Below are 25,078 nucleotides of genomic sequence, written 5' to 3'. Positions count from 1 at the left end.
ATGATTTTAGATAAATACTGAATATTAGCTTAGTACCGTTGTGAAGATATACAGCTAAAAACTTTTTATTAAAACTTGATCGTTTACATAAACAAGTATTTTTTCCCTTACTACATACCCCATCTCTTTCATTAAAACCTCATATTCATCTAATTGTTGCTTATGTTTAAGATGTTCTTCTCCTGTTTTGTAATCTATAATGGCAATGGTGTTATTTTCTTTATCTAAAACTAATCTATCTGGGCGCAGTATCTTTCCTGTACTAGAAATTATATCACGCTCATTAAACACCAAGTATTGTGAATCATAGTATTTTTTTAGCTGAGGATGGTCTACAACGCTTATAATTATTTCTTCAAGTGCTATCTTTTGAATTTTTGTTATTTCTGATGAATGATAACATTGATTTATTGCAGCTTCTATATCATCGCTAGTTTTTATATCTGCCATTATATTGTGAATTAGATTTCCTTTTTCTATGGCTTCTTCTTGCTGTGTATCCCACAATACTCCTGCTTTTGTAACTATTGAGATATTATGGTTTTCTTTTGGATTTGAAATAAATGTATGTTGTTGATGTACTGCTTGTGTTGCTTCTGTTTTAATAATAATTGGTTCCTGACTCCCAAAACTGTATGTCCTTTTTAAGCTGTCCCATAGATTTTTCTGCTTTAAAAAATTTATAAATAACCCAGAATATTTCTTGTTTTTAGAATCTTCTTTTAGAGCATCATCGTTTTTAGATATGATGTAAAGTTGTTCTTCAGCTCTTGTGAGTGCAACATATAAAAGGTTGATGTTATCTAGCTCTTGTTCGGATTTATGTCTCTTGTAAATGTCTAATCCTTGACTTCCAAAATGTTCAAAGTCACTATTAAAATTCAATAATGCATGCTCAAAATTATTGTAGTGTTCAGCGTCTAAGTGAAACCACTCTTTGGGCTCTATTTCTTGATACAAATTTAAATCTGCAAATGGAAAAATCACAATAGGGAACTCCAAACCCTTAGACTTGTGAATCGTCATAATCTGCACAGCATTTTGTCCATCTGGAGAGACAATCGCAAAAGTATCTTTCTTTTTGTCGAAATATTCCAGGAACGAAGCAATGTCCGATCCTTTTTTCTGGTAAAAGTCAAGCACTATATCTAAGTAATATTGAATATAGGCATTAGAGATATTTGCTAAATTAAAGCATCTAATTATGGTTTCAGCTAAATCATACAAAGGTAATTGCACTAAATCGTTATAATTTACATAGATACCATATTGTTCTAGCGCTTTAAATAGTGCCTTTATTGGTAGATTAATATATAACGAAAAGAACCCATGTTCATCCTCAATACTAAGTGTTTTGGCTATGTATATTAAAACCTTAATTTTTACCTCATTATTTTCAGGTTGTGATAAAAGCCTTAAAACATTATTAATAAAATCAACCTCTGGACTATGGACCAACAATAAAGTTTCAGATGACACAATGGGAATGTTGTTTTTGCTTAAATAGTCTGCAACAGCAATTCCCTCTTTTTTGTATCTCACTAAGATTGTAATATCTAAATATTCGAACCCTTTAGAAATACAAGTATTAATTGTATTAAGTATAGCACTGCAAAACGTATCATTTCTATCATCATCTTTTTCAATATCTAAAAAAGATAATTCAACATAACCATCATGTTCTCTATGTGTATTTTGTCTTGCGTTTTTGTAGAGACTTGCATATTCAGGATTTTGGAATACTGTTTCTGAAATAAAAGTGAATAAATTATTATTGAATTCAATGATACTCTTGGCACTTCTATAATTGGTATCCAAATCATTTACATCTTGTGCTATAAAAAATGGCTGTTTTGTTTTATTAAACAAGTTAATAAACTGTTCCGCTTTCCCACCTCGCCAACGGTAAATGGCTTGTTTTGCGTCGCCAACCAACATAGTGCTTCCTCCCTCTGCAGAAAGCGCATTGTTTATAAGAGGCATTAAATTCTCCCATTGCTTTACTGAGGTATCCTGAAATTCATCAATAAAATAGTGTTTAAATTTCTCGCCAATACGTTCGTAAATAAAAGGTGTTGGTTGATCTTTAATTTCTTCACTAATAATACTATTGAATTCTGATATCAGCATCTTATTTTGCTCTTCTTGTATTAGTGTTAATTCCTTGTGAATAACATTTAAAACAGATAGCGGTGTTATATTTTTATAAAAAGCCTTTAAAAATTTAAGATGAAATACATTCGCCTTTATGGTTTTGTAAGCTATTTCAATTTCAGGAAGAATTCCATCTATCGTATTGGCTAAAACAGGATCTATGGTTTTGTTATAAATACTTTTTCTTTCTGAAAGATATTCTTCTAATTTATTATCATATAAACGGTTTAAATCTAGTTTTGCTGCTTTTTTAAAGTGGTTGGGCAAAGTGCCTCTTGAAAAATCAGAATGCTCTAAACCCGCTTGTCCTATGAGGGACAAAACACTTTCAGCCTTTGACTTTACATTAGTTTCTGTCTCAGAGATTTTTACATTTAAAACCTTTTTCAATACCCTAAAATCGTCAAGCGTTTTGTCTTCTAGTTTTTTAATGTAAGGCAGGTCGTTTTCACTTAATAATAGTTTCGCTATTTTATTAAAATCTAATGCAACATCCCAACTTTTATCATCATCTGCTTTTTCAATGGCAAAATCCACCAGAATATTTGTAAAGTGTTTATCAGCTCCTGCTTTATTAATTAAACTATCTACAGCTTCATTTAAAAGTGAATCTTGGTCTAATTCAACTTCAAAATTTAAAGGTAACTTCAAATCGTAAGCAAAAGTCCTTATAATTCTATGTGTAAAACCGTCAATAGTAGAAATATCAAAAGCAGCATAGTTATGAATTATTGTGTCTAAAACGGTTTTTGATTTATCGTGAAGTACATCTTTTGATACATTCAATGCTTTAGACAAATCATTAAACATATGATTATCAGTAGTACTTAAAATCGACTCATCTGAAAACGTTTTAAGCGTATCTATAATACGTCCTTTCATTTCAGCAACAGCCTTATTCGTAAAAGTAATTGCCAAGATACGTTTAAAAAGATCAGGGTTTTTGGCTCCTAAAACTAACTTTAAATACGATTTTACTAGTGTATAGGTTTTACCACTACCTGCGGAGGCATTATAAATAGTAAAATCACTGTGCTTGGCCATATTTACAATTTGCTTACAAGATAAAAACTCTCAATGAGTTCATAACTATTTATTATTTTTAATTGATGCCTTTTATCTCTAACTTTGTTGAAATTAAATAACAAAACTTTAAATAAATAATTATGGCTTTTGAATTACCAGAATTAGGTTATGCGTACGATGCGTTAGAACCACATATAGATGCGAGAACTATGGAAATACACCATTCTAAACATCACGCAGGATATACAAGTAAATTGAATGCTGCTATTGAAGGTACCGATTTAGAAGGAAAATCTATCGAAGATATTCTTACTAACTTAGACATGAGCAATGGTGCAGTTAGAAATAATGGCGGAGGGTTTTACAACCACTCTTTATTTTGGAGCGTAATGAACCCTAATGATGGTGGTTACCTTTCTGGAGAACTTAAAGATGCTATTGAAGAAACGTTTGGTTCTAAGGAAGGGTTTATGGATGCGTTTTCTAACGCAGCTGCAACTCAGTTTGGATCAGGATGGGCTTGGTTGTGTGTTCAAGAAGGTGGTAAAGTAGAAATATGCTCTACTGCTAACCAAGACAATCCTCTAATGCCTGGAATTGGATGTGGTGGCACGCCTATCTTAGGTATTGATGTTTGGGAACATGCCTACTATTTAAATTATCAAAACCGTCGTCCTGATTACATTAAGGCATTTTTTAGTGTAATTAACTGGAATGAGGTTGAAAAGCGTTATGCTGAAGCGAAATAAAACTTAATAGTTTTTTTAAAAACATAAAATCGTCTAATTTAGAATTAGACGATTTTTTTTATACCTTTTAATTACTATCATGAAATGAAAAAGGTGAACCGTTTAGCTCACCTTTTTGCCCCAAATCTACCATAAACTTAACCTACTTATGTTATGGTGAGTCAAATGTACATTGATACTAAAGCATGCGAAAATATTTTGGCTGAACTACTTATAAATTGGCTTAAAGGAAGTAAGGTTAAAAAATACTGATGAATGGCAATCTTAAAAGAAACCTAGACTGGAAGAATAAAATCTTAACTTATGTTAAGATGAAATATTATTGCATAAAAAAAGGCGAACAGTTGTTCACCTTTTTTTGCCCCAAATCTACCATGAACTTAACCTACTTATGTTATGGTTCAACGAATTTATATCTATTTAAGATAATCAGAATATTTATTAGATGAATTGCTCATTTATCAGACAAAAAGCATCTTTTACGGTTTAACCGTAACAAAATTATCAATTTGATAATTAGTACGCCCTTTCTTTATTGCCTTCGTAAAAATTAATGAATGCACGGTTTACTACTCTATTACCTCCATCTGTAGGATAATTACCGGTAAAATACCAATCTCCTAAGTTATGTGGACAAGCTTTATGCAAGTTCTCAACGGGTTGAAATAATATCTTTACTTCTGCTTCAATAGAATCGTCACTAAGCAATTCTGATATCTTTGCGGATACCTCTTCATCCGTAAAGTTATCATAGATTTCTTTTACATAATTCTGAACATTTTTATCTTCAAAATTTTCTTGAGATTTACACTTATTGTAAACTTCTTCAACAATGTGATACTTTCCATGGTCTTTCAATAAAGCTAGTGCAGCCCTGAACGCCACCAAATCTTCTAATCGGGCCATGTCTATTCCGTAACAATCTGGATAACGAATTTGTGGTGCTGAAGACACTACTACAATACGTTTAGGATCTAAACGGTCTAGCATTTTAAGGATACTTTTTTTAAGAGTGGTACCACGCACAATACTGTCGTCTATTATTACCAGATTATCATTAGGCTTTATAACTCCATATGTAATATCGTAAACATGTGCTACTAAATCATCCCTACTACTATCTTCAGTGATAAATGTTCTTAGCTTAACATCTTTAATTGCTATTTTTTCAACACGAATTCTTTCAGAAAGAATCTCTGTGACTTTATCTGCTGAAATGTTACGCTGTCCGTTTAAAATAGTTGCGGTTTTAATTTTGTTTAGTTCTGATTCAGCAGTTTCAATCATTCCAAAGAAAGAGGTCTCTGCAGTATTTGGGATATAAGAGAATACAGAATTTTTTAAATCATTATCAATTGCATCTAACACTTTAGGCATTAATAATTTACCTAACATTTTACGCTCTTGATAAATTTCAGCATCACTTCCTCTCGAGAAATAAATACGTTCAAAAGAGCATGCTTTTCTTTCAAGTGGCTCTAATATCTTTTTAATAGAAAAATCTCCAGATTTTTTTGTAATTATGGCGTGACCAGGTGGTAATTCATTAACGTCTTCAAACTTTACATTAAATACAGTTTGTATTACAGGACGTTCTGAAGCTACAACAATTACTTCATCATCACTGTAATAATAACAAGGCCTTATACCTGCAGGATCACGTAAAACAAATGAATCTCCATGACCAATCAACCCTGCCATAGCATAACCTCCATCCCAATTTTTTGCAGCACGCTTTAGTATTTTAGAAACCTTTAAACGTTCTGCAATTAATGGAGAGGCTTGTTGTTTGTTGTAACCCTCTTTTTTTAAGTCTTTGTATATTTTACTTACAGCGTCATCAAGGAAATGACCAATTTTTTCCATTACCGTAATAGTATCAGTATATTCTTTAGGATGCTGCCCTAGTTCTATTAAATTCTGGAAAAGCTCTTTAACATTAGTCATGTTAAAGTTACCTGCCATAATTAGGTTTCGGTGCATCCAGTTGTTTTGTCTTAAAAAAGGATGTACACTTTCTACACTATTTTTTCCAAAAGTACCATAACGCACATGCCCTAAAAACAACTCTCCTATATATGGTATATTTCTTTTTTGAAGTGCAACATCATCATTGTATTCTGGATGATTTTTAAATTCAGTATTTATACGGTTGTTTATTTGATCGAAAATATCCTGAATAGGTTGTTGTGCAATGGAGCGTACTCTACTTATGTAACGTTGCCCTGGTTTAACATCTAATTTTATACTTGCAAAACCAGCACCGTCTTGTCCACGGTTATGCTGTTTTTCCATCATTAGATACATTTTATTTACACCATAAAATGCCGTTCCGTATTTTTCTTTATAATACTCTAGTGGTTTCTTGAGTCTAATGAGTGCAATTCCGCATTCATGTTTTAAAGCATCGCTCATGTTTGTAATTTATAATTGTATTCCTCTCGCTTTCGCGGAACTTACCTATAATTAAAACAAAAACACACTCGTTTAGAGCGTGTTGGTTTAGGTTAATTCTATTTCAAATTGCGTAAGTTGTTTAAATTGCAACAAACGCTTTTCAACTTCTTGTTTGGACAAATGCTGCATACGTTCTGTCCCGAATTTTTCCACACAAAATGAGGCTAAAGTTGAACCATATATTACTGCATTTTTCATATTCTCGAAAGAGATATCTCCTGTTTTTGCTAAATATCCTGAGAACCCTCCTGCAAAGGTGTCTCCTGCTCCAGTAGGGTCAAAAACCTCCTCTAGTGGCAATGCAGGTGCATAGAACACATTGTCGTCATTAAATAATAAAGCACCATGCTCTCCTTTTTTAATAACTACATATTTTGGCCCCATGTCATGAATCTTTCTTGCAGCTGTAACCAAGGAATATTCTCCTGTTAATTGTCGTGCCTCTTCATCATTAATGGTAATTACATCTATACGCTTTATAACATTAAGTAAATCTTCTAAAGCGCAATCCATCCAAAAGTTCATGGTATCCAAAATGGTTAACTTAGGTTTTACAGCCATTTGATCTAATACGCTTGCTTGAACAAGTGGGTGTAAATTTCCCAACATTACGATATCAGCATCAATATAATCTTTAGGGACTACAGGTTTAAAATCTGCCAATGTGTTAAGCTCGGTCACTAAAGTATCTCTGGAATTCATATCGTTGTGGTAACGACCACTCCAAAAAAATGTCTTACCATCTTCTACTATCTCAATACCAGATATGTCGAGGTTTTTACTAGTTAATACGTCTAAATATTCCTGAGGAAAATCTCCGCCAACAACAGACACTAAAGATGCGTCTACATTAAAGTGGGAAGCAGAAAGCCCAATAAAAGTAGCTGCTCCACCCAGAATTTTGTCGGTTTTACCAAATGGTGTTTCAATAGCATCAAACGCTACCGTACCAACAATTACTAATTTACTCATAAAAAGGAGTCCTGAATTTTGTGCAAATATAATATTTTTAATGCTAAACCAATGGTTATTTTAGCGAGAAACACTGGCTAAATCAAGACCTATTTTCTACCAAAATCTGCAGGAATTTCACCCCATGCCTTGGTTTCCCATTTAACAATTACCGTAGTGTATGTATTTGCTTTTAGCCAATCTACAGCCCTATCTACCAAATCGAACACCGGTTTGTTCTTTTTGTTTCGTTTCAGTTTGGTATTACATTGTTTTTTTCTAACCCAACTCATAGCAGTTCTGGAATCGGTGTATATTATACGAGTACTCTTCTTTTTTTTCAGTATAGCTAAAGCATGTACAATAGCCAAAAACTCGCCTATATTGTTAGTGCCTTCTTCAAAAGGCCCTTGAATAAAAAGCTGTTCTTTTGTTTTTGTGTCTACGCCTCTATATTCCATTTTTCCAGGGTTACCAGAAGAAGCTGCATCTACAGCAATAGAATTGTAATTGGGGTTACCTATTTTTTTTAGCTGCGCTTCAGAAAGTTCTGAAGTGAATTTTTTTTGCTTCCCTATGTAATCCTTGTAATTACCTTTAAATGCTTTTTTGGCAGCTTCAAATGTAGAAAAGGATTTATATTGTGCACCTTCAAAGTTTGTGATTTGCGCTTTGCAATCGTCCCACGATTCAAAAACCCCTGTATGATGGCCTTTCCAAACGGTATAATATTTTTTCTTTTTTTTACTCATTTCTGTCATTCTTGCGTGGGCAGGAATCTCATTAATCTTTTCCTTCTATTGTTATATTAAGATGTTCATTGCCGATATTTAGGCCTAACAGAATATTCAAATCTTGGTCATCCCCTTTAACTATAAGAAGATTATACGTCTCTTTTTGACCAGAAACTTCAACTTTTTCAATATTTGATACTCTTAAAGTTATGGATAAGGAATTATTTACAACAACATTAACAAACCAACCTTCTTTGATTGTACCTTTGATCAAATTTCCAATAAGGTAAAATTCGTTTTTGTTTCTTATTACAAAACTTTCAAAGACTTCAAATACACCTTTGATAATTTCTTTCATGGGATTCTAATCTTTCAATAATTTCTCTACCACCTTAGAAAAATGCTCCATCTCCAATTCATGTATTTTAGCTGCCACATCTTCAGCAGTATCAGTATCAACTACCTTACATTTCACCTGAAAAATAATAGCCCCCTCATCATAATTTTCATTTACATAATGAATGGTAATACCAGTTTCAGTCTCATCATTATCAACAACGGCATTATGTACATGCATCCCATACATGCCTTTCCCTCCATATTTAGGCAATAAAGCAGGATGAACATTAATAACTTTATTAGGAAATGCATTCAAGATAACCTCGGGAAACTTCCAAAGAAATCCAGCCAAAACAATTACATCAGGTTTTGATGCTTTAAGAATATTCAACACATCATCCGTTTCATAAAACGCTATTCTATTGAAAGACAAAGCACTAACTTTAAGTTTTTTTGCTCGTTCTAAAACTTTGGCATGAGGATTGTTACACAATACTTGAATAACAGACGCATTATCGCTGTTGTGAAAAAACTTAATTAGATTTTCAGCATTACTTCCACTTCCGGACGCAAAAATTACAATACGTTTCATTTACAGACTATAGTGTTAAAATTGTTCAAACAAAAAAAAGAATAATTATTAACAATTAGTAGGCAATTCACAATTACTTCAGCGTAATTTTGTAAATTACAAACACATTTTTTTTGCAAAACTGTGTATTACAATAAAGTTTTTTATTTTTGCCAACTAATTAAACCTTTAAAATTAAAAGATTATGTCAGACATTGCATCAAGAGTAAAAGCGATTATCGTAGATAAGTTAGGTGTTGATGAAAATGAAGTAGTTGCAGAAGCTAGCTTCACTAACGATCTAGGAGCAGACTCTTTAGACACTGTGGAATTAATAATGGAATTCGAAAAAGAATTCGATATTCAAATACCAGACGATCAAGCAGAAAATATTGCTACTGTTGGTCAAGCTATCTCTTACATAGAAGAAGCAAAATAAGCAAAACATTTTTATGGAAATAAAGCGCGTTGTAGTTACAGGACTAGGAGCTTTAACACCTATAGGCAATACCAAAGATGAATATTGGGATGGCCTTGTTAGTGGTAAAAGCGGTGCTGCGCCTATAACATATTATGATACCGAGAAGTTTAAAACCAAGTTTGCATGCGAGGTTAAAAACTTTAACGCAACCGATTTTATAGATCGGAGAGAAGCTCGTAGAATGGATAAGTTTGCGCAGTATGCAATGGTAGCTTCTGATGAAGCCATTGCTGATGCAAAACTTAACGTAGACGAACTCAACAAGTTGCGTGTAGGTGTAATATGGGGAGCAGGAATTGGTGGACTTGAAACATTTCAGCAAGAAGTATTAAACTATGCTGCTGGCGATGGCACACCACGATTTAACCCGTTCTTTATTCCAAAAATGATAGCAGATATAGCACCTGCTAACATCTCCATAAAATATGGTTTTATGGGGCCTAATTACACAACGGTTTCTGCCTGTGCATCTTCAGCAAATGCTATGTTTGATGCCTTAAATATGATACGTTTAGGACATTGTGATTTAGTAGTAACTGGAGGAAGCGAAGCAGCTGTTACTATTGCTGGCATGGGTGGTTTTAATGCAATGCATGCCTTATCCACTAGAAATGAAAGCCCAGAGACAGCCTCTCGCCCTTTTGATGGGACAAGAGACGGTTTTGTTCTTGGCGAAGGTGCTGGCGCACTAATTCTAGAAGAATATGAGCATGCTAAAGCCAGAGGCGCAAAAATATATGCTGAAGTAGCTGGAGGAGGATTATCTTCAGATGCGCATCATATGACGGCTCCTCATCCAGAAGGTGTTGGTGTCGTTGAAGTCATGAAAAACTGTTTAGACAATGCAGGATTAAAACCTGAAGATGTAGATCATATAAACACACATGGTACTTCAACACCATTAGGCGATGTAGCTGAGTTAAAAGCCATTTCTAAAGTTTTTGGAAATCACGCTAAGAATATAAATATTAATTCTACAAAATCTATGACAGGACACCTTTTAGGTGCAGCTGGTGCCATTGAGGCCATTGCTAGTATTCTTGCCATAGAAAATGGGGTTGTTCCACCAACTATAAATCACACAACAGTTGATGAGAATATAGACCCAGAATTAAATTTAACACTTAACAAGGCTCAAAAAAGAGATGTTAAAGTTGCAATGAGTAACACCTTTGGATTTGGCGGACACAACGCCTGTGTGTTATTCAAGAAAGTAGATTAAATCCCGAATGGCATTCATTCGTAACATACTAAATTCCCGTTCCGAGCGAAACGGGAATTTTTTTATGCAATTACATAAAATCTTAGGATATAAACCTAAAAAAACAGAGGTGTTTAAAAAGGCATTTACTCACCGTTCTATGAATTTAAAAGATGATAATGGAAATCCTTTAAATTACGAACGATTAGAATTTTTAGGCGATGCTATGTTAAGTGCCGTAATTGCATCACATTTATTCCAGGAAGTCCCTGGTGGTGACGAAGGTTACCTTACCAAAATGCGCTCCAAGGTTGTAAGTAGGGAACATTTAAATGAACTGGGGAAAGAACTCCAACTTATTGATTTAGTGGAGAGTAAAATTCCGTCAGGACAGTTTGGAGACAATATACATGGTAATCTTTTTGAAGCTTTGGTGGGAGCCATCTTCTTAGACAAAGGCTATAAACAATGCGAAAAGTTTATATACAAACGTATAATTACTCCACATGTAGATATTGAACAATTAGAAGGAAAAGTAATAAGCTACAAAAGCCTATTAATAGAATGGTGCCAAAAAGAAAAGAAAACCTTCAATTATAATGTTTATGAGGACACAGGTAACGATGATGTAAGGCATTTTTCCGTTAAATTATCAATCGACAATAAAATTGTTGCCAAAGCCAGAGCCACTTCAAAGAAAAAAGCAGAGGAAAAAGCATCAAAACGTGCCTTTTTTGCGTTTCAGAATAAAATATCTAGAATAATTTAGGTTTCTTACAAATATTACTACAACGTTTTAGTGAGATTTTGATATTAAGAAATCGTAATCTCTTTAGTTCTATGTATATTTAACAGTATATTTACATCGCTAAAAGTCAGGTAGTATGGCAGTACACAAACTAATTCTTGATGATGTTTTTGAGGATGTGTCCTGTACTTTAATTGCAATACATTGTGCAGTTGAAGATTACAGGTTAGCCTATCTTTTAAATAAAAATTTAAATATTACTTTAACCAGAAAAGCTCAGGATTTAGATTTTGACAAAGGCATTACGAGGTATTCTGTTTTTGATTATGAGGACACCAAAAAACTTATAACTTGGAATTTGGTGTCGAACATTTGTAAAATAGAAACAGACTCTACCATAGTAAAACAATCATTATTTAATGCACACCATAAAGTAATTAAAACCTACAATCTAATTCCAGAATACGGTAAAGTAAATTACTTTTTAAAAATTGATAGTGAATTTAGCAATAGTAAAGAAAAACAAATTATAAATAACCTCCTTAAGATTCCCCAAATAGCAATGGCATACAATGTAGATCTGGGCACATTAAAATCTAAGGACAATTTAATTTTTGATTAATGGGATTAAGAAAAAAAACAAAAATAGTAGCAACATTAGGACCAGCAACTAGTACAAAAGAAGTACTAAAAGGAATGATGGAAGAAGGTGCTAATGTTTTTAGAATTAACTTTTCGCACGCTAACTATAATGATGTAAAAGAACGCATCAAGATGATTCGTGAACTAAATGAAGAGTTTGGATATAATGTAGCAATTTTAGCCGATTTACAAGGACCAAAGCTACGTGTGGGAGTCATGAAAGAGGAAGTAGAAGTAAAACCTGGAGACGAAATTGTTTTCGAAACAGGAGAACGCTTTGAAGGCACGAAAGAGCGTGTGTATATGACCTATGAAAGGTTTCCTCAAGATGCAAAACCAGGAGAACGTATACTTTTAGACGATGGAAAACTTATCTTTGAAGTCGTTTCTACTGATGAAAAAACCCAAGTAAAAGCAAAAGTAATTCAAGGAGGACCTTTAAAATCTAAAAAAGGTGTAAATCTTCCTAACACCAACATTTCGCAACCCGCACTTACAGAAAAAGATATTGAGGATGCCATTTTCGCTATCAGTCAAGATGTAGACTGGATTGCGCTTTCCTTTGTGCGTCATGCTGAAGATTTAATGCAACTTCGAGATTTAATTAAAGAGCATAGCGAGTATAAAATCCCAATCGTTGCAAAAATAGAAAAGCCAGAAGCTGTTGAAAACATAGATAAAATAGTGACACAGTGTGACGGCATTATGGTAGCGCGTGGAGATTTGGGTGTTGAAGTTCCGGCCGAAGAAGTACCACTTATCCAAAAGCAATTAGTATTGCGTGCTAAAAAGGCAAGAATACCTGTAATTATTGCCACTCAGATGATGGAAACCATGATTTCCAGTTTAACACCAACAAGAGCAGAAGTAAACGATGTAGCAAATTCTGTTATGGATGGTGCCGATGCCGTAATGCTATCAGGAGAAACCTCAGTTGGACAATACCCAATTCAGGTTATCAAGCAAATGAGTGACATTCTAAAAAGTGTAGAGGGTTCTCCTTTAATTAAAGTACCAGAAATGCCCCCACACATTCGTACCAATCGTTACATTACAAAATCTATTTGTTATCATGCTGCAACTATGGCCAACGAAATTGATGCAAAAGCCATTTCCACATTAACCAATAGTGGTTATACGGCATTTCAAATTTCAGCTTGGCGACCATCCTGTCATATTTTAGTATTCACATCAAATAAACGTATTTTAACACGTTTAAGTCTCTTATGGGGTGTACGTGCATTCTATTACGACAGATTTGTAAGCACCGATGAAACTATTGAAGATGTAAATGCCATCGCCTGTAAAATGGGCTATTTAGATGTTGGCGACATGCTTATTAGTTTAGCCGCAATGCCAATACAGGAAAAAGGAATGGTAAACACATTAAGAGTTACTGAAATTGAAACATGTAGCTTTTAAAAACTAATTATTTGGGCGTTACCCTGCGGGTCGCGCTTTCCACTATATCTTTTATACACCAAATGCTGCTTTAAGCAGCATTTGGTGTATAAAAGGATGCCGTTACAATCGCTAACGCACTATCTGCCAACTTTTAGTTACCCCTTTTCTTTTTGTGTATTTGCCTACTAAATCTTTAAAGTAAACCTAAGATTTTATGGTTTTGTTCTAAATTTTGATTTGAATTTGAGTATTTTTTAAAAAAGTTTAAACCTCAGGCAACCATTTTTAAACCACATGCGTCTTTATAAACAGAAAGTCAAATGAAATCTTTTTTGAAAGTAATACAACTGCATAAAAATGAAGGCGCTTTAATCAAAAAAGCGATAAAGCATCATCGTGAAGCACAGCATATACTATTTAACATGCATGCTCCAAAAATGTTAAGCATTTGTAGATACTATATTAAAGATATTCAACAAGCTGAAGAAGCAATGCTTAATGGTTTTTTTAAAGTATTTAAAAATTTAAAAACCTATAAAAGCGAAGGGGCTTTTGAAGGATGGATACGACGTATCATGATACGAGAGTCCATTTCATATTTAAGACAAAAAAAAAGACTTGAATTTGTTTCAGATGAAGATGTAAGTACTAATGATTACAGTAACAATATTCAAACTGATTTAGAAGTTAACGATATTCAAAAATTGATAGATAAATTACCCAAAGGATACCGAATGGTATTTGTAATGTATGCTATTGAAGGGTACAAACATCAAGAGATAGCTGAACTTTTAAACATCAGCGAAGGCACATCAAAATCACAATTATTTAAAGCACGAAAGATGCTTCAAGAACAAATAAAGACATTAAATAAAACAAGCTATGGCTCCAACTAATTTTGAAAACGACTTTAAAGAAAAGCTAGACAAGCGTACTATAGCACCATCTAAAGACGCATGGAACAGGTTAGCAGAACGTTTAGATACAGAAGAAAAAACAGCTAACAATAAGAAATTTTGGTGGATAGGAATTGCTGCAAGCATAGTTGGGATTTTGTTTATAGCAACACATTTTTTTAGTAATGATGTAGCGGTAAATACACCTGAAGTAGTTAATACTGAAGAAACAGTAGCACATCCAGAAAAAACTATAAATACTGAAAATAATACAGAAATAGCAATAGAAAACCCTGATAAGGAAAACAGTACTAAAGAAGACAATAATCCAATTCTAAATAAAACTGAAAATTACCAAGAAGCACCTTCAACCCATATAGCCCAAGAACAAACAACTCAGACTATAAATAAGGAAAGAGATATAGAAAAACACAAAAGTATTGAAGCAGTCTCATTTGAAACTAAAAAAGCGCAAGAAGTTGCTGATGCTATTTTCTCATTAAGCGAAAAAGACTCTGGTATTTCCGATGCTTCTATTGATTCGCTTTTAAAAGCAGCGCAACGTGATATTCTTTTAAGTAGGATGAAAAACGAAGATCAAATTACTATTGATGCAGCATTATTACTCCAAGAAGTAGAATTTGAGCTGGATGAATCTTTCAGGGAAAAAGTATTTAAAGCCTTTAAAAGTAGCTATGGTTCTATAAAAACAGCCATTGCGCAACGTAACGATTAATATCATCAATCATAGTACATAAATCATCAACACGCATTATCCCAAAACTTTGGGATTAGCATCAAAAAACGAACAGTTATGCAAACAATTACAAAGTATTTTATACTAATTATTTTAAGCTTAAGTGTGCAACTCATCACTGCACAAGATAGCATTCCAAAAACAGTAAATAAAGCCGAAATACAAAAGCTAAAAGCATCTATAAAAAAGGTTGAAGCCGAAGAAAAAGCACTTCTAAAATCTGAAGTAGAAGCTATTGATGCACGATTAAAAAACGGAGAAATTACTCAAGAAGAAGCTCAAAATCTTAAAATGGAAATGGCAAAAAAACGAGCTTTAAATATTGAAAACCGTACTGCTATTTTAACTAATAAAATTGCTTTATTAGAGCGTAACGAAAAAGGATATGGTACAGAGGAGGATGAAATTGTATTTAGGATAGGAGGAAGTGAAGATGGAGATGCAAGTTTTGTCTTTTTTGGCAAACAAAAAGATGACAAGCCAAAACATAGAAAATACGACAGACGTACCAAAAGTGATTTTGTCCTAGCATTTGGCTTAAACAATGCGATTATAAGCGGACAGAGTTTAGACGACACGCCCTACAAAATTGGAGGCTCCCGTTTTTTTGAAATGGGTTGGGCATGGAAGTATCGCTTATTTAAAAACTCAAATTTTGTGCGTTTTAAATATGGTGTATCCTTACATATTAACGGTTTAAAACCTAATGACAATCAGTATTTTGTAAAAAACGATAATCAAACCATGCTAGAGGAATTTCCTGAAAGCTTAAGAAAATCTAAATTAACAATAACCAACTTAGTTTTTCCCATGCATTTTGAATTTGGTCCATCCAAAAAAATAGAAAAGGAAACCTATTTTAGATACTCAACTAAAAGAAAGTTTAAAATAGGCTTAGGTGGCTATGCTGGGTTTAACATAGGTACGCGTCAAAAACTAAAATACGATTTAGATGGAGAACGTATAAAAGACAAGCAAAAACGCGGTTTAAATACAACCGACCTAGTTTATGGGCTTAGCACCTATGTGGCTTTTGGAGACACCGCACTGTACCTTAAATACGACTTATCTCCCATTTTTAAAGACCAAATAGTAGATCAAAACAACATATCCCTTGGTGTTCGTTTTGATATGGATTAAGTGTTCTTTGAGTTAGTCTACAAAAGCCTCCAAATGGAGGTTTTTGTATGTAACTAGAACATAAACGATATTCTGGTTAAAAAAATACTAAAAATAATCAGTCTCTAAAATTCAAACTTCAACTGCACACTTACACTTTTCTTAGCTTTTGGTTTTTCTTTTTTTTCAGTATTTAAATTAGACAATGAAATTCCTAATAACCTAACAGAATTTTTAAGTGCTTCTTGATAGAGCAAATCTTTAGCAGTTTCCATAATAATACTCTTATCACTAATAAAATAAGGCAGGGTTTTGCTTCTTGTTTGCAACGTAAAATCACTATACTTTATTTTTAACGTTACTGTTTTACCCGCTACTTTACTTTTGGATAATCTTCGTGTTACCTCCTCGGCTATATGTTCCAGTTTTTCTAGCATAAAAACTTCAGAAGACAAATTTTCACTAAAGGTACGTTCAGCAGCCAGGCTTTTTCGCGTGCGGTGCGGTTTTACTTTACTAGTATGTATCCCTCGAACAATATAATAGTAGTATGCTCCAGATTTGCCAAAGTTATTTTCAAGGTATTCTAAAGATTTTTGTTTTAAATCTAGCCCTGTAAAAATCCCTTTTTGATACATCTTTTCTGCAGTAACTTTTCCAACACCATAAAATTTCCTGATGTCCAGCTGCTCTAAAAACTCCAAAACTTCCTCTGGATTTACCGTTTTTTGTCCGTTAGGCTTATTATAATCGCTCGCTACTTTTGCTATAAACTTATTGATGGAAATTCCTGCTGAAGCTGTTAAGCCTATTTCATTAAAAATACGTTCCCTAATGTCTCGGGCTATTAGAGACGCACTAGGATTGCCCTTCTTATTTTGCGTCACATCCAAGTAGGCTTCATCTAAAGATAACGGTTCCACCAAATCAGTATATTCATAAAAAATAGTTCTAATTCGTTTTGAAATTTCAGAATATCGCTCAAAACGAGGTCTTACAAAAATTAAATCGGGACATAACTTAGCGGCTAAAGTACCTGCCATAGCACTTTTAACTCCATATCTTCTGGCCTCATAACTTGCAGCACTCACAACACCACGCTTTCCACCTCCCCCAACAACAATAGCTTTACCTTTTAGTTCTGGATTATCCATTTGTTCTACAGAGGCATAAAATGCATCCATATCTACATGAATTATTTTTCGAATTGGTAAATCGGCAGACATACAACAAAATTATGCTAATTTTGAGAAACCAAACTACAAAGCCCAAAATCCAAAGGCAAAGAAAAAATACTGTTTTTGGGATTTAGTGATTGAATTTTGGAATTTTTTAGAATTATGATAGAAATAGAACGGAAATTCTTAGTAAATTCAAATGCTTTTAAAAATGAAGCAAAAACCAAGACAAGAATAGTTCAAGGGTTTTTAAATACCGATAAGCAAAGAACTGTTCGTGTAAGATTAAAAGGAGAAAACGGATTTTTAACAGTAAAAGGGAAAGCCTCGAAAGATGGATTGTCTAGGTTTGAATGGGAAAAAGAAATCTCTAAAACAGAGGCCGAAGCCCTGTTGAAACTATGTGAACCCACAATTATTGATAAAATACGTTATGAAATACACATTGACGCACATGTTTTTGAAGTAGATGAATTTTTTGGCGAGAATGAAGGTTTAGTTATTGCAGAAGTAGAATTAACAACCGAAAATGAAACGATAACAAAACCAGATTGGTTAGGAAAAGAAGTTACCGGACAAATAAAATATTACAATTCGCAATTAAGCAAACAACCCTATAAAACTTGGTCATCATGAAAAAAACAAAAATCATTTACGTTATCCCATTTCTAGTAATTTTAGGTTGTAAAGACGCAACAAGCACATCTACGTCTGAAACAAATAATGCATCCAACAAAGGCGATGCAACTATTGAAACAATAACTGAAGCAGAAACAGAAATCACCAAAGTTATTGAGGCCCCAAAGAAAACGGCAAAACAAATAAAAGAAGAGCTTACAGCCAAAGGTTACAAGATTTTTTATGATATAGACCCTGTAAAAAAAGACACCTTTTTAATGCAACAATATTATTTAGCTTTTCTTAAAAAGGGGCCTATAAGGGGGCAAAATGAAGAGGAAGCCGCAGCTTTACAAAAAGAACACTTGGCACATTTAACCAAAATGTATGAACTTGGTTATGCAGATATTTCTGGACCGTTTGGAGATGATGGAGATATTCGTGGTATAACTATTTACAATGTACCAACTCTAAACATGGCTGATAGTTTGGCAAATTCTGATCCTATGGTAAAAGCTGGACGATTGGAAATTGAAATCCATCCTTGGTGGGCTGCAAAAGGATTTCTATTGCGTTAATGAAAAAGTTTTTAAGAACTCTTTATCCTACTATTAATATCGTAATAGTATTAGCTTTATTAATCATTCATTTTGCAATAAAAGAAGAATCTTTCCAATCTTCCCTGTTCTATTATTCATTTCCCCTACCAGTTGTTATTATTATCATTTTACTGCTATCCATATTTGCAAGTAAAAGCTTTAGGAAGTATAATTTATACATCGTATTAGTGCTGCTTGTTATTTGGTTATATAGAAGTTTTAGGATTCATATTCCTGATGATTTAAACGAAAACGACCTAGAAATTGTTTTTTGGAACGGATCTCACTATTTAAATGTTGAAGATGGGTTTCAAGAAAACGAGAGTATACCTGATATTTTTGTGCTAACCGAACATGGATCTTATGATTTAGAAACAGTACAATCAAAATACTCTAGTTACTATTTTCATAAGTCAAACCGTGGTATCAGTATATTTTCTAAAACGCCAATAACCAATGTTAGTGAATTCTTCTCTAAATTCAGCACAGCGGTAACATACTTTAAAACAGCAGGTCTTAATTTTTATGCTATTGATGCCGTAGCAAGTTTAGATGTACCAAAAGCATGGGGTTTGGAGTACATCGATTCTAAAATTGTACACAAACAAAATACGGTAATTTTAGGAGATTTTAATTTGCCTTACGATTCCAAACTTTTTTCAAATATTAAGGCAGATTTTAATCATGCCTTTTCTGAAAAAGGTAACGGATTTAGAGAGACTTGGGCGTTTAACTTACCTATATTATCATTAGACTATATTTGGGTATCTAAAGATTTGAATGTTAAGCAATATAAAAAAATCCACACCTTTAAATCTGATCATAATATGATAAAAACGTATATTGAAAGATAATTACTATCTTGATATTTCTAAACTACGTTTCGCCTCACTTCCAAACTCATCAACTACTGTTATCATGTGTTTTCCTGTTTTAGGCTGTATTGCTAATTCATGAATATCTTTGGTTACGCCAATAAATACATCATTCAAATACCAAAACACCGTACTTTCTGGTTTGGAATGTGCAATTTTTAAAATTAAATCATTTGTTTCTCCATCAAAATCCTTAGGTAAAAAAATAGTGTTATTGGCTTTTGGGTATATAAATTCAATTGAAATAGAATTACCGCCCAAACAATCTTCTCGAAATTTGGGTAAGGTTTTATAAAACGGGTTTTTTGTTTTGTAATAATATGCCATTAAAGGTGGCAACACAAACCAAGATTTATGTGTAATGGCAGATAAATCTTCACAAGAGGTATTCACTTGATATGTTTCTTCTTGGTTAAGATGTACTAATTTATGGTACGGGCAAGGTTTAGTTTTTAATCCACTTTGTTGAATATATGTAACTTTGATGTCATCACAATCTGGCGAAGCACGATAACCACTCAGTTTACAAATGGAAACTTCCTGCATTTCATCATAAGGTTTTGCAAACCATTCACTATTTGGCAAAACATCAAATACATCAAAAAGTATGGGTGCTGCAGCTTGTACACCTACTAATCCTGGTCGTCCTTCACCATCGGCATTCCCTACCCACACGCCTACTACATAATCTTTAGTAGTACCGATAGCCCAAGCATCTCGAAAACCAAAGCTTGTTCCAGTTTTCCAGGCAATTTGCTTAGAGCCATCAAAAAACTCCCAACTCTCATCACTTTCTGGACGGTTCACTTCCTTTAAACTTTCATACGTTAAATAAATTGAGGCAGCATCAAAAAGTATCTTACTTGTTGTTCTGTTATCAAAATCAATAGTTTCAGAAGCCAAAAAAGTAGGCTCACAAAATTCATTTTCAAAATATTCACTGGAGGTTTCAGTAAAATGGTTTAAAGTAGACGATAGGGCTGCATAACTTTTACATAAATCCCAGAGGTTACTTTCTGCGCCTCCAAGGGCAAGTGACAAACCGTAATGATTTGCAGTATATTTTAAATCCCTCAATTGCAATTGTTCTAAATAATGATGAAACCTATCCAATCCAAAATCTTGCAACATCCTAACTGCAGGAATATTTAGAGATTTAGCTAAAGCCCTACTTGCAGGTACTGCACCCTGATACGTTTTGTTATAGTTTTCAGGATTGTAATTCCCAAACTGTGTAGGTACATCTGCAACCAAGGTATTGGGAAGTAAATCGCCACTATCTAACATGGCAGCGTATAAAAATGGCTTTAAAATACTACCTGTACTTCGTGGTTTATCGATAATATCCACTTTGTTTTGGTGGAATTTATCTGTTGGTGTATTACCTACATAAGCCATAACTTTTCTAGTATTAACATCTAAAACCAACACCGCTGCATTATAAATTTCATTCTGACTTAGCTGATCATAATGGGTTTTCACAATCTGATTTACCTGTATTTGAAACGCTTTATCTATAGTTGTTTTTACAAACTCTCCTTTGTGTGTTTTCGCTATATTTTGTAGTAAGTGTGGTGCTATTTGCGGCAAAGGATATGGCTTTTGTGGTAAAGTCTCGGCTATTGAAAGCTCGAAAGTTAAGGAGTCGATAATACTATTTTTCAATAACTTTTTTAATAATCTGTTTCGCTTTTCCAGTAAGTGATTTTGTCGCTTTCCAGGATAAATTAAACTAGGCGCATTGGGCAAGACTGCTAAAGTGGCACTTTCTGCCCAAGATAAATCGTGCGGGCTTCTATTAAAATAGCGCCAAGAAGCAGCATCTAGTCCCACAACATTCCCACCAAAAGGTGCATTACTAGAGTAGTACGCTAAAATTTCCTCTTTAGAGGCTCTAAGTTCCAAACGTGTTGCCAATATAAGTTCCTTTAATTTTTCGAAATACGTACGCTTCTGTCCTTTTCTAGATAACCGGATTACTTGTTGCGTTAAGGTACTACCACCACGTTTAACGGTACCCGACTTTAAATTATCACGAAGCGCTTTACAAATAGATACAGGATTAAATCCAGGATGTTTATAAAAGTACTCGTCTTCAAATTGAACAATACAGGTTTTAAACTGCTCTGGCACACTATCATTATGTGGAAATCGCCATTGCCCATCTTTAGCAATTTTAGCACCCAATAATTCATTGTTTATACTTGTAATTACTGTAGCAGTTGGATCTTTAAATAATTGTTTAGGCAAGCATAAATAGTAAGCTAATGAAAGGAAGGTAAAGATTAAGAATTTAAGTCTTCTTTTTTTTATGTAGCCTACTATAGTGTTCATATAAGATATCTACTTACTAAAGTAAGTATTTAGATGTAGTTTAAGATAAGTTTATGATATTTTGTCAAAAGAGACTAAAAAGATTATTGTACTTTCGAATTTACCATCAATCATCTTAAAATCAATATGTTAAAATTAATTTGTTGCAGTTACTTTCTTTTATGCTTTGCATTTATTTCTCATCTACAAGCACAACTAGGGTTTTGTGGAGGTAACTCTGGCGACCCCATTTTTATTGAAACTTTTGGAACAGGAAGAATTGATAGTGAATTAAACCCAGGGCGTACAACCTACAGTTTTACGCAAGGGTCTCCAAGAGACGGTTTTTATAAAGTGTCTAGTAACACAAATTATTATGGGTGGTTTATCACTAAAGACCATACTCCAAATGATAAGGATGGTAGGTGTTTAATTGTAAATGCCAATAACCTTCCAGAAGAGTTTTTTACAATACCCGTTTCTGGTCTATGTGAAAACACAACCTATGAGTTTACTTCGTGGTTAATCAATTTGTTTCCTTATTATCATAAGGTATGTGGCTATAGCGGCAATCAAGTTGCAAACCCAATAAATGTTACTTTCGAGATTTGGGATAGTACCAATAGTTTTATCATTAAACAAGGAAACACAGGAGATATATATGGCTCAAATTCTCCAAATTGGCAACAATATGGTTTGGTTTTTAAAACTGCTCCAAAACAAACATCGGTAATTCTAAAAATGCGTAACAACGGATCTAGTGGTTGTGGTAATGATTTAGCCATTGACGATATCATGTTTAGAACCTGTGGCGATACCGTTATAATAGAAGATGCGTCAAAAAACAAAAACAGCATTAATATTTCACAAACTAATTTTCCTTATACAACACAGCTTACCGCAATTCCAGATTTTGCAGTATTTACATCACATTTTTACCAATGGCAAAAAAGTATAGATGATACTAATTGGGAAAATATAGAAGGGGCTACCAAAAATAATTTTTCTATAAAAAACTTGAGAAAAACATCTTACTATAGGGTCTTGGTTGCCGAAGATGCCAGTAACCTTTTAAATACTTCATGTCAGTTAATTTCAGATTATTTTAAAATTAACATAATTGAGCCGGACATAAAACTAAAAAGGAAGACCAAGTCTAAACTATCAGTCAATATTAAAGAAAATGAAAAAGCAATTGAAGAGTTAAAAGATAGTCTTACTGTTAAAAAAAAATCATCTAAAACAAAGCTTACAGTTACAAGTAAACTTCCTAAAACCTATAAAGAAGTTATTATAGTAAAAGACGGTTTAAATATTATTACAGATAAAGTTTGGATAGATGGAGCTGTAGGTTTTTATGTTCAAGCCAGTGAAAAAATCATAAGAAAAGGAGATGATAAAGGAGATATCATAATAGACGAAACTGTTTATTACAAATCTGCTTATGGTTATAACTCTAAGAAAAGAACGTATACAATAAAAGTTAAATCTAAATAATTAGCTCATAGTATTTTTTGATCATATAAACATTATACTTATTTATCTAACCACATATGATTACACTTGTAATTACTGTAGCAGTTGGATCTTTAAATAATTTTTTAGGCAAGCATAAATAATAAGCTAATGAAAGGAAGGTAAAGATTAAGAATTTAAGTCTTCTTTTTTTTATGTAGCTTATTATGTGTTTCATTTATATAGTAAGTACTGTCTAAAATAGGTGTTTGGATGTATTTTAAGATAAGTTTAAGACGCTTTTTCAAAATTAACCTATTATTACGTGTAACAATATATTACTACAATCTACTTACAAATAAACTTTCATCAATCAATAGAAAATTATGCCATTAGTTTTATTAAAAACTATAAAAAAAACAACAACGGTTTTACTATTCTTTTTAGGTCTTTTTAATGCAGAAGCACAATTGGGCTTTTGTAATGGAAATACAGGCAATCCTATTTTTACAGAAGATTTTGGTAGCGGTATTGGTAACGTGAAACTGCCTTTTGGAACAACCACATATAAGTTCACAAAGAATAGACCTAAAGATGGGTGTTATGTGGTTTCAAACACGCACAAACACTTTAATTGGTATAAGCTTAATGATCATACTCCCGGAGATAATAATGGAAGAATGCTTATTATAAATGCTGGTTTTGAACCTGGTGAGTTTTTTAGAGTACCAGTTTCTGGGCTTTGTGAAAATACATCTTATGAATTTTCATCATGGATGGTCAATTTAACGCAAGAATATACAAAAGCATGTGGTAGAGGTATTCCAATTGATGTAACTTTTGAAATATGGAATAAATCAAACAAAACACTGCTCGCTAGTGGTAGCACGGGTTCAATATACGGAGGCTCTAAACCAACATGGAGGCAATTCGCACTAGTATTTCAAACCAGACCAAATGAAACATCGGTTATTTTAAAAATTAGAAATAACGGAAAAGGTGGTTGTGGTAACGATTTAGCCTTAGATGATATAGCTTTTAAGCCTTGCGGCGATAACGTAGTTGTTCTGGATAAAAATAATAAAAAAAGGGTTTCTGTTAACAAAGGGTATTTACCATTTTCAACAACTTTAAAGTTAAAGCCAGACTATAGCGTTTTTTCTAATCACTTCTACCAATGGCAAAAGAGTAAAGATGGTATAAACTGGGATGACATTCCTAAAGCAAAAAAAGACACTTATAAAATAGCCCCTACAAATTCTAAAATCTTTTACAGAGCAAAAGTTGCCGAGAATCCACAAAATTTAGATAATAGTTTGTGCTATTCGTATTCAGATATTTATGAGATAGGCATTTCAAAAGAAAAACCCATTACAATAAGAAGACCAACTGCTAGAAAAATAAACAGTTTAGAAAAAAAGGGATTGAATGGCCTGAGTTTATCTATAGAAACTCCAAAAATAAATACAGTTCCTCTATTTATTGATAGAAAAAAACTAGCCAAAACATATAAACGTGTTATTATTGTAAAGCAGGGTACTAAAGTTTGTCTTGATAAAGTTTGGATTGATGGTGTAATTGGTAAATACGTTCAAACCAACGAAAAAATTATAAAAAAAGGGCATCCTAAAGGCTATGTTGTGATAATAGAAACAATTTATTACAAATCTAAATATGGTTATAACTCTGTAACAAGACAATATACAACGAAATAGGTTATAACATTTGTGCGATCTTTTCCTTCAAAGCTCTGGTTGCATTTGTTATAAATTTATTACCTCTACAAACCATTGTTGTTAACTCTGCAATAC

General features: G+C 33.2%; 22 protein-coding genes. 14 read left to right on the top strand and 8 right to left on the bottom strand.

Annotated features, from left to right (window positions below):
• Nucleotides 1-54: 54 nt before the first annotated feature.
• The gene (locus JS605_RS09620; protein ID WP_203257507.1) at nt 55-3,198 is read right to left on the bottom strand and encodes a UvrD-helicase domain-containing protein; all 3,144 of its coding nucleotides are present in this window, start codon (nt 3,196-3,198) and stop codon (nt 55-57) included.
• Between the two features lie 122 nt (nt 3,199-3,320).
• On the opposite strand from JS605_RS09620, the gene JS605_RS09615 reads away from it, so the two are divergent.
• Nucleotides 3,321-3,929: a superoxide dismutase gene (locus tag JS605_RS09615; protein WP_203257506.1), complete on the top strand. Its 609-nt coding sequence runs from the start codon at nt 3,321-3,323 to the stop codon at nt 3,927-3,929.
• Nucleotides 3,930-4,445: 516 nt separating this feature from the next.
• Here JS605_RS09615 and JS605_RS09610 read toward each other — a convergent pair.
• The 5 genes from JS605_RS09610 to purN all read right to left on the bottom strand — a co-directional run bounded on the left by JS605_RS09610 (nt 4,446) and on the right by purN (nt 9,002).
• Nucleotides 4,446-6,344 (bottom strand): amidophosphoribosyltransferase, encoded by a 1,899-nt coding sequence (locus JS605_RS09610; RefSeq protein WP_203257505.1) that lies wholly within the window; start codon nt 6,342-6,344, stop codon nt 4,446-4,448.
• Nucleotides 6,345-6,431: 87 nt separating this feature from the next.
• On the bottom strand, nt 6,432-7,358 hold the full coding sequence (locus JS605_RS09605; protein ID WP_203257504.1) for a PfkB family carbohydrate kinase: 927 nt from the start codon (nt 7,356-7,358) through the stop codon (nt 6,432-6,434).
• Nucleotides 7,359-7,447: 89 nt separating this feature from the next.
• The gene (locus JS605_RS09600; protein WP_203257503.1) at nt 7,448-8,089 is read right to left on the bottom strand and encodes a ribonuclease H1 domain-containing protein; all 642 of its coding nucleotides are present in this window, start codon (nt 8,087-8,089) and stop codon (nt 7,448-7,450) included.
• A gap of 31 nt (nt 8,090-8,120) precedes the next feature.
• Nucleotides 8,121-8,429 carry a hypothetical protein gene (locus JS605_RS09595; RefSeq protein WP_203257502.1) on the bottom strand — a complete coding sequence of 103 codons (309 nt, stop codon included), beginning with the start codon at nt 8,427-8,429 and terminating at the stop codon, nt 8,121-8,123.
• A 6-nt stretch (nt 8,430-8,435) separates the two neighbouring features.
• Complete coding sequence (purN, locus tag JS605_RS09590; RefSeq protein WP_203257501.1) at nt 8,436-9,002, bottom strand: phosphoribosylglycinamide formyltransferase; 567 nt, start codon at nt 9,000-9,002, stop codon at nt 8,436-8,438.
• Between the two features lie 184 nt (nt 9,003-9,186).
• On the opposite strand from purN, the gene JS605_RS09585 reads away from it, so the two are divergent.
• The 8 genes from JS605_RS09585 to JS605_RS09550 all read left to right on the top strand — a co-directional run bounded on the left by JS605_RS09585 (nt 9,187) and on the right by JS605_RS09550 (nt 16,250).
• The gene (locus JS605_RS09585; RefSeq protein WP_009778413.1) at nt 9,187-9,420 is read left to right on the top strand and encodes an acyl carrier protein; all 234 of its coding nucleotides are present in this window, start codon (nt 9,187-9,189) and stop codon (nt 9,418-9,420) included.
• Nucleotides 9,421-9,433: 13 nt separating this feature from the next.
• Entirely contained in the window at nt 9,434-10,684 is a 1,251-nt protein-coding gene (gene fabF, locus JS605_RS09580; protein WP_203257500.1) for a beta-ketoacyl-ACP synthase II, read from the top strand.
• A gap of 7 nt (nt 10,685-10,691) precedes the next feature.
• A complete protein-coding gene (gene rnc / locus JS605_RS09575; RefSeq protein ID WP_203257499.1) occupies nt 10,692-11,432 on the top strand; it encodes a ribonuclease III in 741 nt (246 codons plus the stop codon).
• Nucleotides 11,433-11,547: 115 nt separating this feature from the next.
• Nucleotides 11,548-12,033 carry an IPExxxVDY family protein gene (locus JS605_RS09570; RefSeq protein ID WP_203257498.1) on the top strand — a complete coding sequence of 162 codons (486 nt, stop codon included), beginning with the start codon at nt 11,548-11,550 and terminating at the stop codon, nt 12,031-12,033.
• Nucleotides 12,033-13,475, top strand: coding sequence for a pyruvate kinase (gene pyk, locus JS605_RS09565; protein ID WP_203257497.1), 1,443 nt, complete (start codon nt 12,033-12,035; stop codon nt 13,473-13,475). The genes JS605_RS09570 and pyk overlap by 1 nt, the downstream gene beginning before the upstream one ends.
• A 302-nt stretch (nt 13,476-13,777) precedes the next feature.
• On the top strand, nt 13,778-14,353 hold the full coding sequence (locus JS605_RS09560) for an RNA polymerase sigma factor (RefSeq protein WP_239000321.1): 576 nt from the start codon (nt 13,778-13,780) through the stop codon (nt 14,351-14,353).
• Nucleotides 14,340-15,089 carry a hypothetical protein gene (locus JS605_RS09555; protein WP_203257496.1) on the top strand — a complete coding sequence of 250 codons (750 nt, stop codon included), beginning with the start codon at nt 14,340-14,342 and terminating at the stop codon, nt 15,087-15,089. The genes JS605_RS09560 and JS605_RS09555 overlap by 14 nt, the downstream gene beginning before the upstream one ends.
• Nucleotides 15,090-15,167: 78 nt before the next feature.
• Nucleotides 15,168-16,250, top strand: a complete 1,083-nt coding sequence (locus JS605_RS09550) for a hypothetical protein (protein WP_203257495.1) — start codon at nt 15,168-15,170, stop codon at nt 16,248-16,250.
• A gap of 104 nt (nt 16,251-16,354) precedes the next feature.
• On the opposite strand, the gene dinB is transcribed toward JS605_RS09550, so the two are convergent.
• Nucleotides 16,355-17,455 (bottom strand): DNA polymerase IV, encoded by a 1,101-nt coding sequence (gene dinB / locus JS605_RS09545; RefSeq protein WP_203257494.1) that lies wholly within the window; start codon nt 17,453-17,455, stop codon nt 16,355-16,357.
• A 114-nt stretch (nt 17,456-17,569) separates the two neighbouring features.
• On the opposite strand from dinB, the gene JS605_RS09540 reads away from it, so the two are divergent.
• Genes JS605_RS09540 through JS605_RS09530 form a run of 3 tightly spaced genes read left to right on the top strand, consistent with a single transcriptional unit; the run spans nt 17,570 to nt 19,478 of the window.
• Nucleotides 17,570-18,043 (top strand): CYTH domain-containing protein, encoded by a 474-nt coding sequence (locus JS605_RS09540; protein ID WP_203257493.1) that lies wholly within the window; start codon nt 17,570-17,572, stop codon nt 18,041-18,043.
• Nucleotides 18,040-18,603 carry a YciI family protein gene (locus JS605_RS09535; RefSeq protein ID WP_203257492.1) on the top strand — a complete coding sequence of 188 codons (564 nt, stop codon included), beginning with the start codon at nt 18,040-18,042 and terminating at the stop codon, nt 18,601-18,603. Before JS605_RS09540 ends, JS605_RS09535 begins: the two co-directional genes overlap by 4 nt.
• Complete coding sequence (locus JS605_RS09530; protein WP_203257491.1) at nt 18,603-19,478, top strand: endonuclease/exonuclease/phosphatase family protein; 876 nt, start codon at nt 18,603-18,605, stop codon at nt 19,476-19,478. Before JS605_RS09535 ends, JS605_RS09530 begins: the two co-directional genes overlap by 1 nt.
• Before the next feature lie 3 nt (nt 19,479-19,481).
• Here JS605_RS09530 and pbpC read toward each other — a convergent pair whose 3' ends face one another.
• Nucleotides 19,482-21,833, bottom strand: coding sequence for a penicillin-binding protein 1C (gene pbpC / locus JS605_RS09525; protein ID WP_203257490.1), 2,352 nt, complete (start codon nt 21,831-21,833; stop codon nt 19,482-19,484).
• A gap of 126 nt (nt 21,834-21,959) precedes the next feature.
• Here pbpC and JS605_RS09520 point away from each other — a divergent pair, with 126 nt between their 5' ends.
• Nucleotides 21,960-23,309: a hypothetical protein gene (locus JS605_RS09520; protein ID WP_203257489.1), complete on the top strand. Its 1,350-nt coding sequence runs from the start codon at nt 21,960-21,962 to the stop codon at nt 23,307-23,309.
• 344 nt (nt 23,310-23,653) lie between these two features.
• On the top strand, nt 23,654-24,982 hold the full coding sequence (locus JS605_RS09515; RefSeq protein WP_203257488.1) for a hypothetical protein: 1,329 nt from the start codon (nt 23,654-23,656) through the stop codon (nt 24,980-24,982).
• The last annotated feature ends 96 nt before the right edge of the window (nt 24,983-25,078 follow it).

Source organism: Hyunsoonleella ulvae (assembly GCF_016827605.1).
Classification (GTDB): Bacteria; Bacteroidota; Bacteroidia; order Flavobacteriales; family Flavobacteriaceae; genus Jejuia; species Jejuia ulvae.
Note: the sequence above shows the minus strand (reverse complement) of the source record. Positions and strands in the feature narration are given on the sequence as shown.

What these genes read in the sequence shown, in the direction of transcription:
- JS605_RS09540 (WP_203257493.1), top strand. Translation starts at nt 17,570, where the DNA reads ATGATAGAAATAGAACGGAAATTCTTAGTAAATTCAAATGCTTTTAAA.
- purN (WP_203257501.1), bottom strand. Translation starts at nt 9,002, where the DNA reads ATGAAACGTATTGTAATTTTTGCGTCCGGAAGTGGAAGTAATGCTGAA.
- JS605_RS09570 (WP_203257498.1), top strand. Translation starts at nt 11,548, where the DNA reads ATGGCAGTACACAAACTAATTCTTGATGATGTTTTTGAGGATGTGTCC.
- JS605_RS09555 (WP_203257496.1), top strand. Translation starts at nt 14,340, where the DNA reads ATGGCTCCAACTAATTTTGAAAACGACTTTAAAGAAAAGCTAGACAAG.
- JS605_RS09585 (WP_009778413.1), top strand. Translation starts at nt 9,187, where the DNA reads ATGTCAGACATTGCATCAAGAGTAAAAGCGATTATCGTAGATAAGTTA.
- rnc (WP_203257499.1), top strand. Translation starts at nt 10,692, where the DNA reads ATGGCATTCATTCGTAACATACTAAATTCCCGTTCCGAGCGAAACGGG.
- JS605_RS09595 (WP_203257502.1), bottom strand. Translation starts at nt 8,429, where the DNA reads ATGAAAGAAATTATCAAAGGTGTATTTGAAGTCTTTGAAAGTTTTGTA.
- JS605_RS09605 (WP_203257504.1), bottom strand. Translation starts at nt 7,358, where the DNA reads ATGAGTAAATTAGTAATTGTTGGTACGGTAGCGTTTGATGCTATTGAA.
- dinB (WP_203257494.1), bottom strand. Translation starts at nt 17,455, where the DNA reads ATGTCTGCCGATTTACCAATTCGAAAAATAATTCATGTAGATATGGAT.
- JS605_RS09515 (WP_203257488.1), top strand. Translation starts at nt 23,654, where the DNA reads ATGCCATTAGTTTTATTAAAAACTATAAAAAAAACAACAACGGTTTTA.
- JS605_RS09550 (WP_203257495.1), top strand. Translation starts at nt 15,168, where the DNA reads ATGCAAACAATTACAAAGTATTTTATACTAATTATTTTAAGCTTAAGT.
- pbpC (WP_203257490.1), bottom strand. Translation starts at nt 21,833, where the DNA reads ATGAACACTATAGTAGGCTACATAAAAAAAAGAAGACTTAAATTCTTA.
- JS605_RS09530 (WP_203257491.1), top strand. Translation starts at nt 18,603, where the DNA reads ATGAAAAAGTTTTTAAGAACTCTTTATCCTACTATTAATATCGTAATA.
- JS605_RS09620 (WP_203257507.1), bottom strand. Translation starts at nt 3,198, where the DNA reads ATGGCCAAGCACAGTGATTTTACTATTTATAATGCCTCCGCAGGTAGT.
- JS605_RS09520 (WP_203257489.1), top strand. Translation starts at nt 21,960, where the DNA reads ATGTTAAAATTAATTTGTTGCAGTTACTTTCTTTTATGCTTTGCATTT.
- fabF (WP_203257500.1), top strand. Translation starts at nt 9,434, where the DNA reads ATGGAAATAAAGCGCGTTGTAGTTACAGGACTAGGAGCTTTAACACCT.
- pyk (WP_203257497.1), top strand. Translation starts at nt 12,033, where the DNA reads ATGGGATTAAGAAAAAAAACAAAAATAGTAGCAACATTAGGACCAGCA.
- JS605_RS09600 (WP_203257503.1), bottom strand. Translation starts at nt 8,089, where the DNA reads ATGAGTAAAAAAAAGAAAAAATATTATACCGTTTGGAAAGGCCATCAT.
- JS605_RS09560 (WP_239000321.1), top strand. Translation starts at nt 13,778, where the DNA reads ATGAAATCTTTTTTGAAAGTAATACAACTGCATAAAAATGAAGGCGCT.
- JS605_RS09610 (WP_203257505.1), bottom strand. Translation starts at nt 6,344, where the DNA reads ATGAGCGATGCTTTAAAACATGAATGCGGAATTGCACTCATTAGACTC.
- JS605_RS09615 (WP_203257506.1), top strand. Translation starts at nt 3,321, where the DNA reads ATGGCTTTTGAATTACCAGAATTAGGTTATGCGTACGATGCGTTAGAA.
- JS605_RS09535 (WP_203257492.1), top strand. Translation starts at nt 18,040, where the DNA reads ATGAAAAAAACAAAAATCATTTACGTTATCCCATTTCTAGTAATTTTA.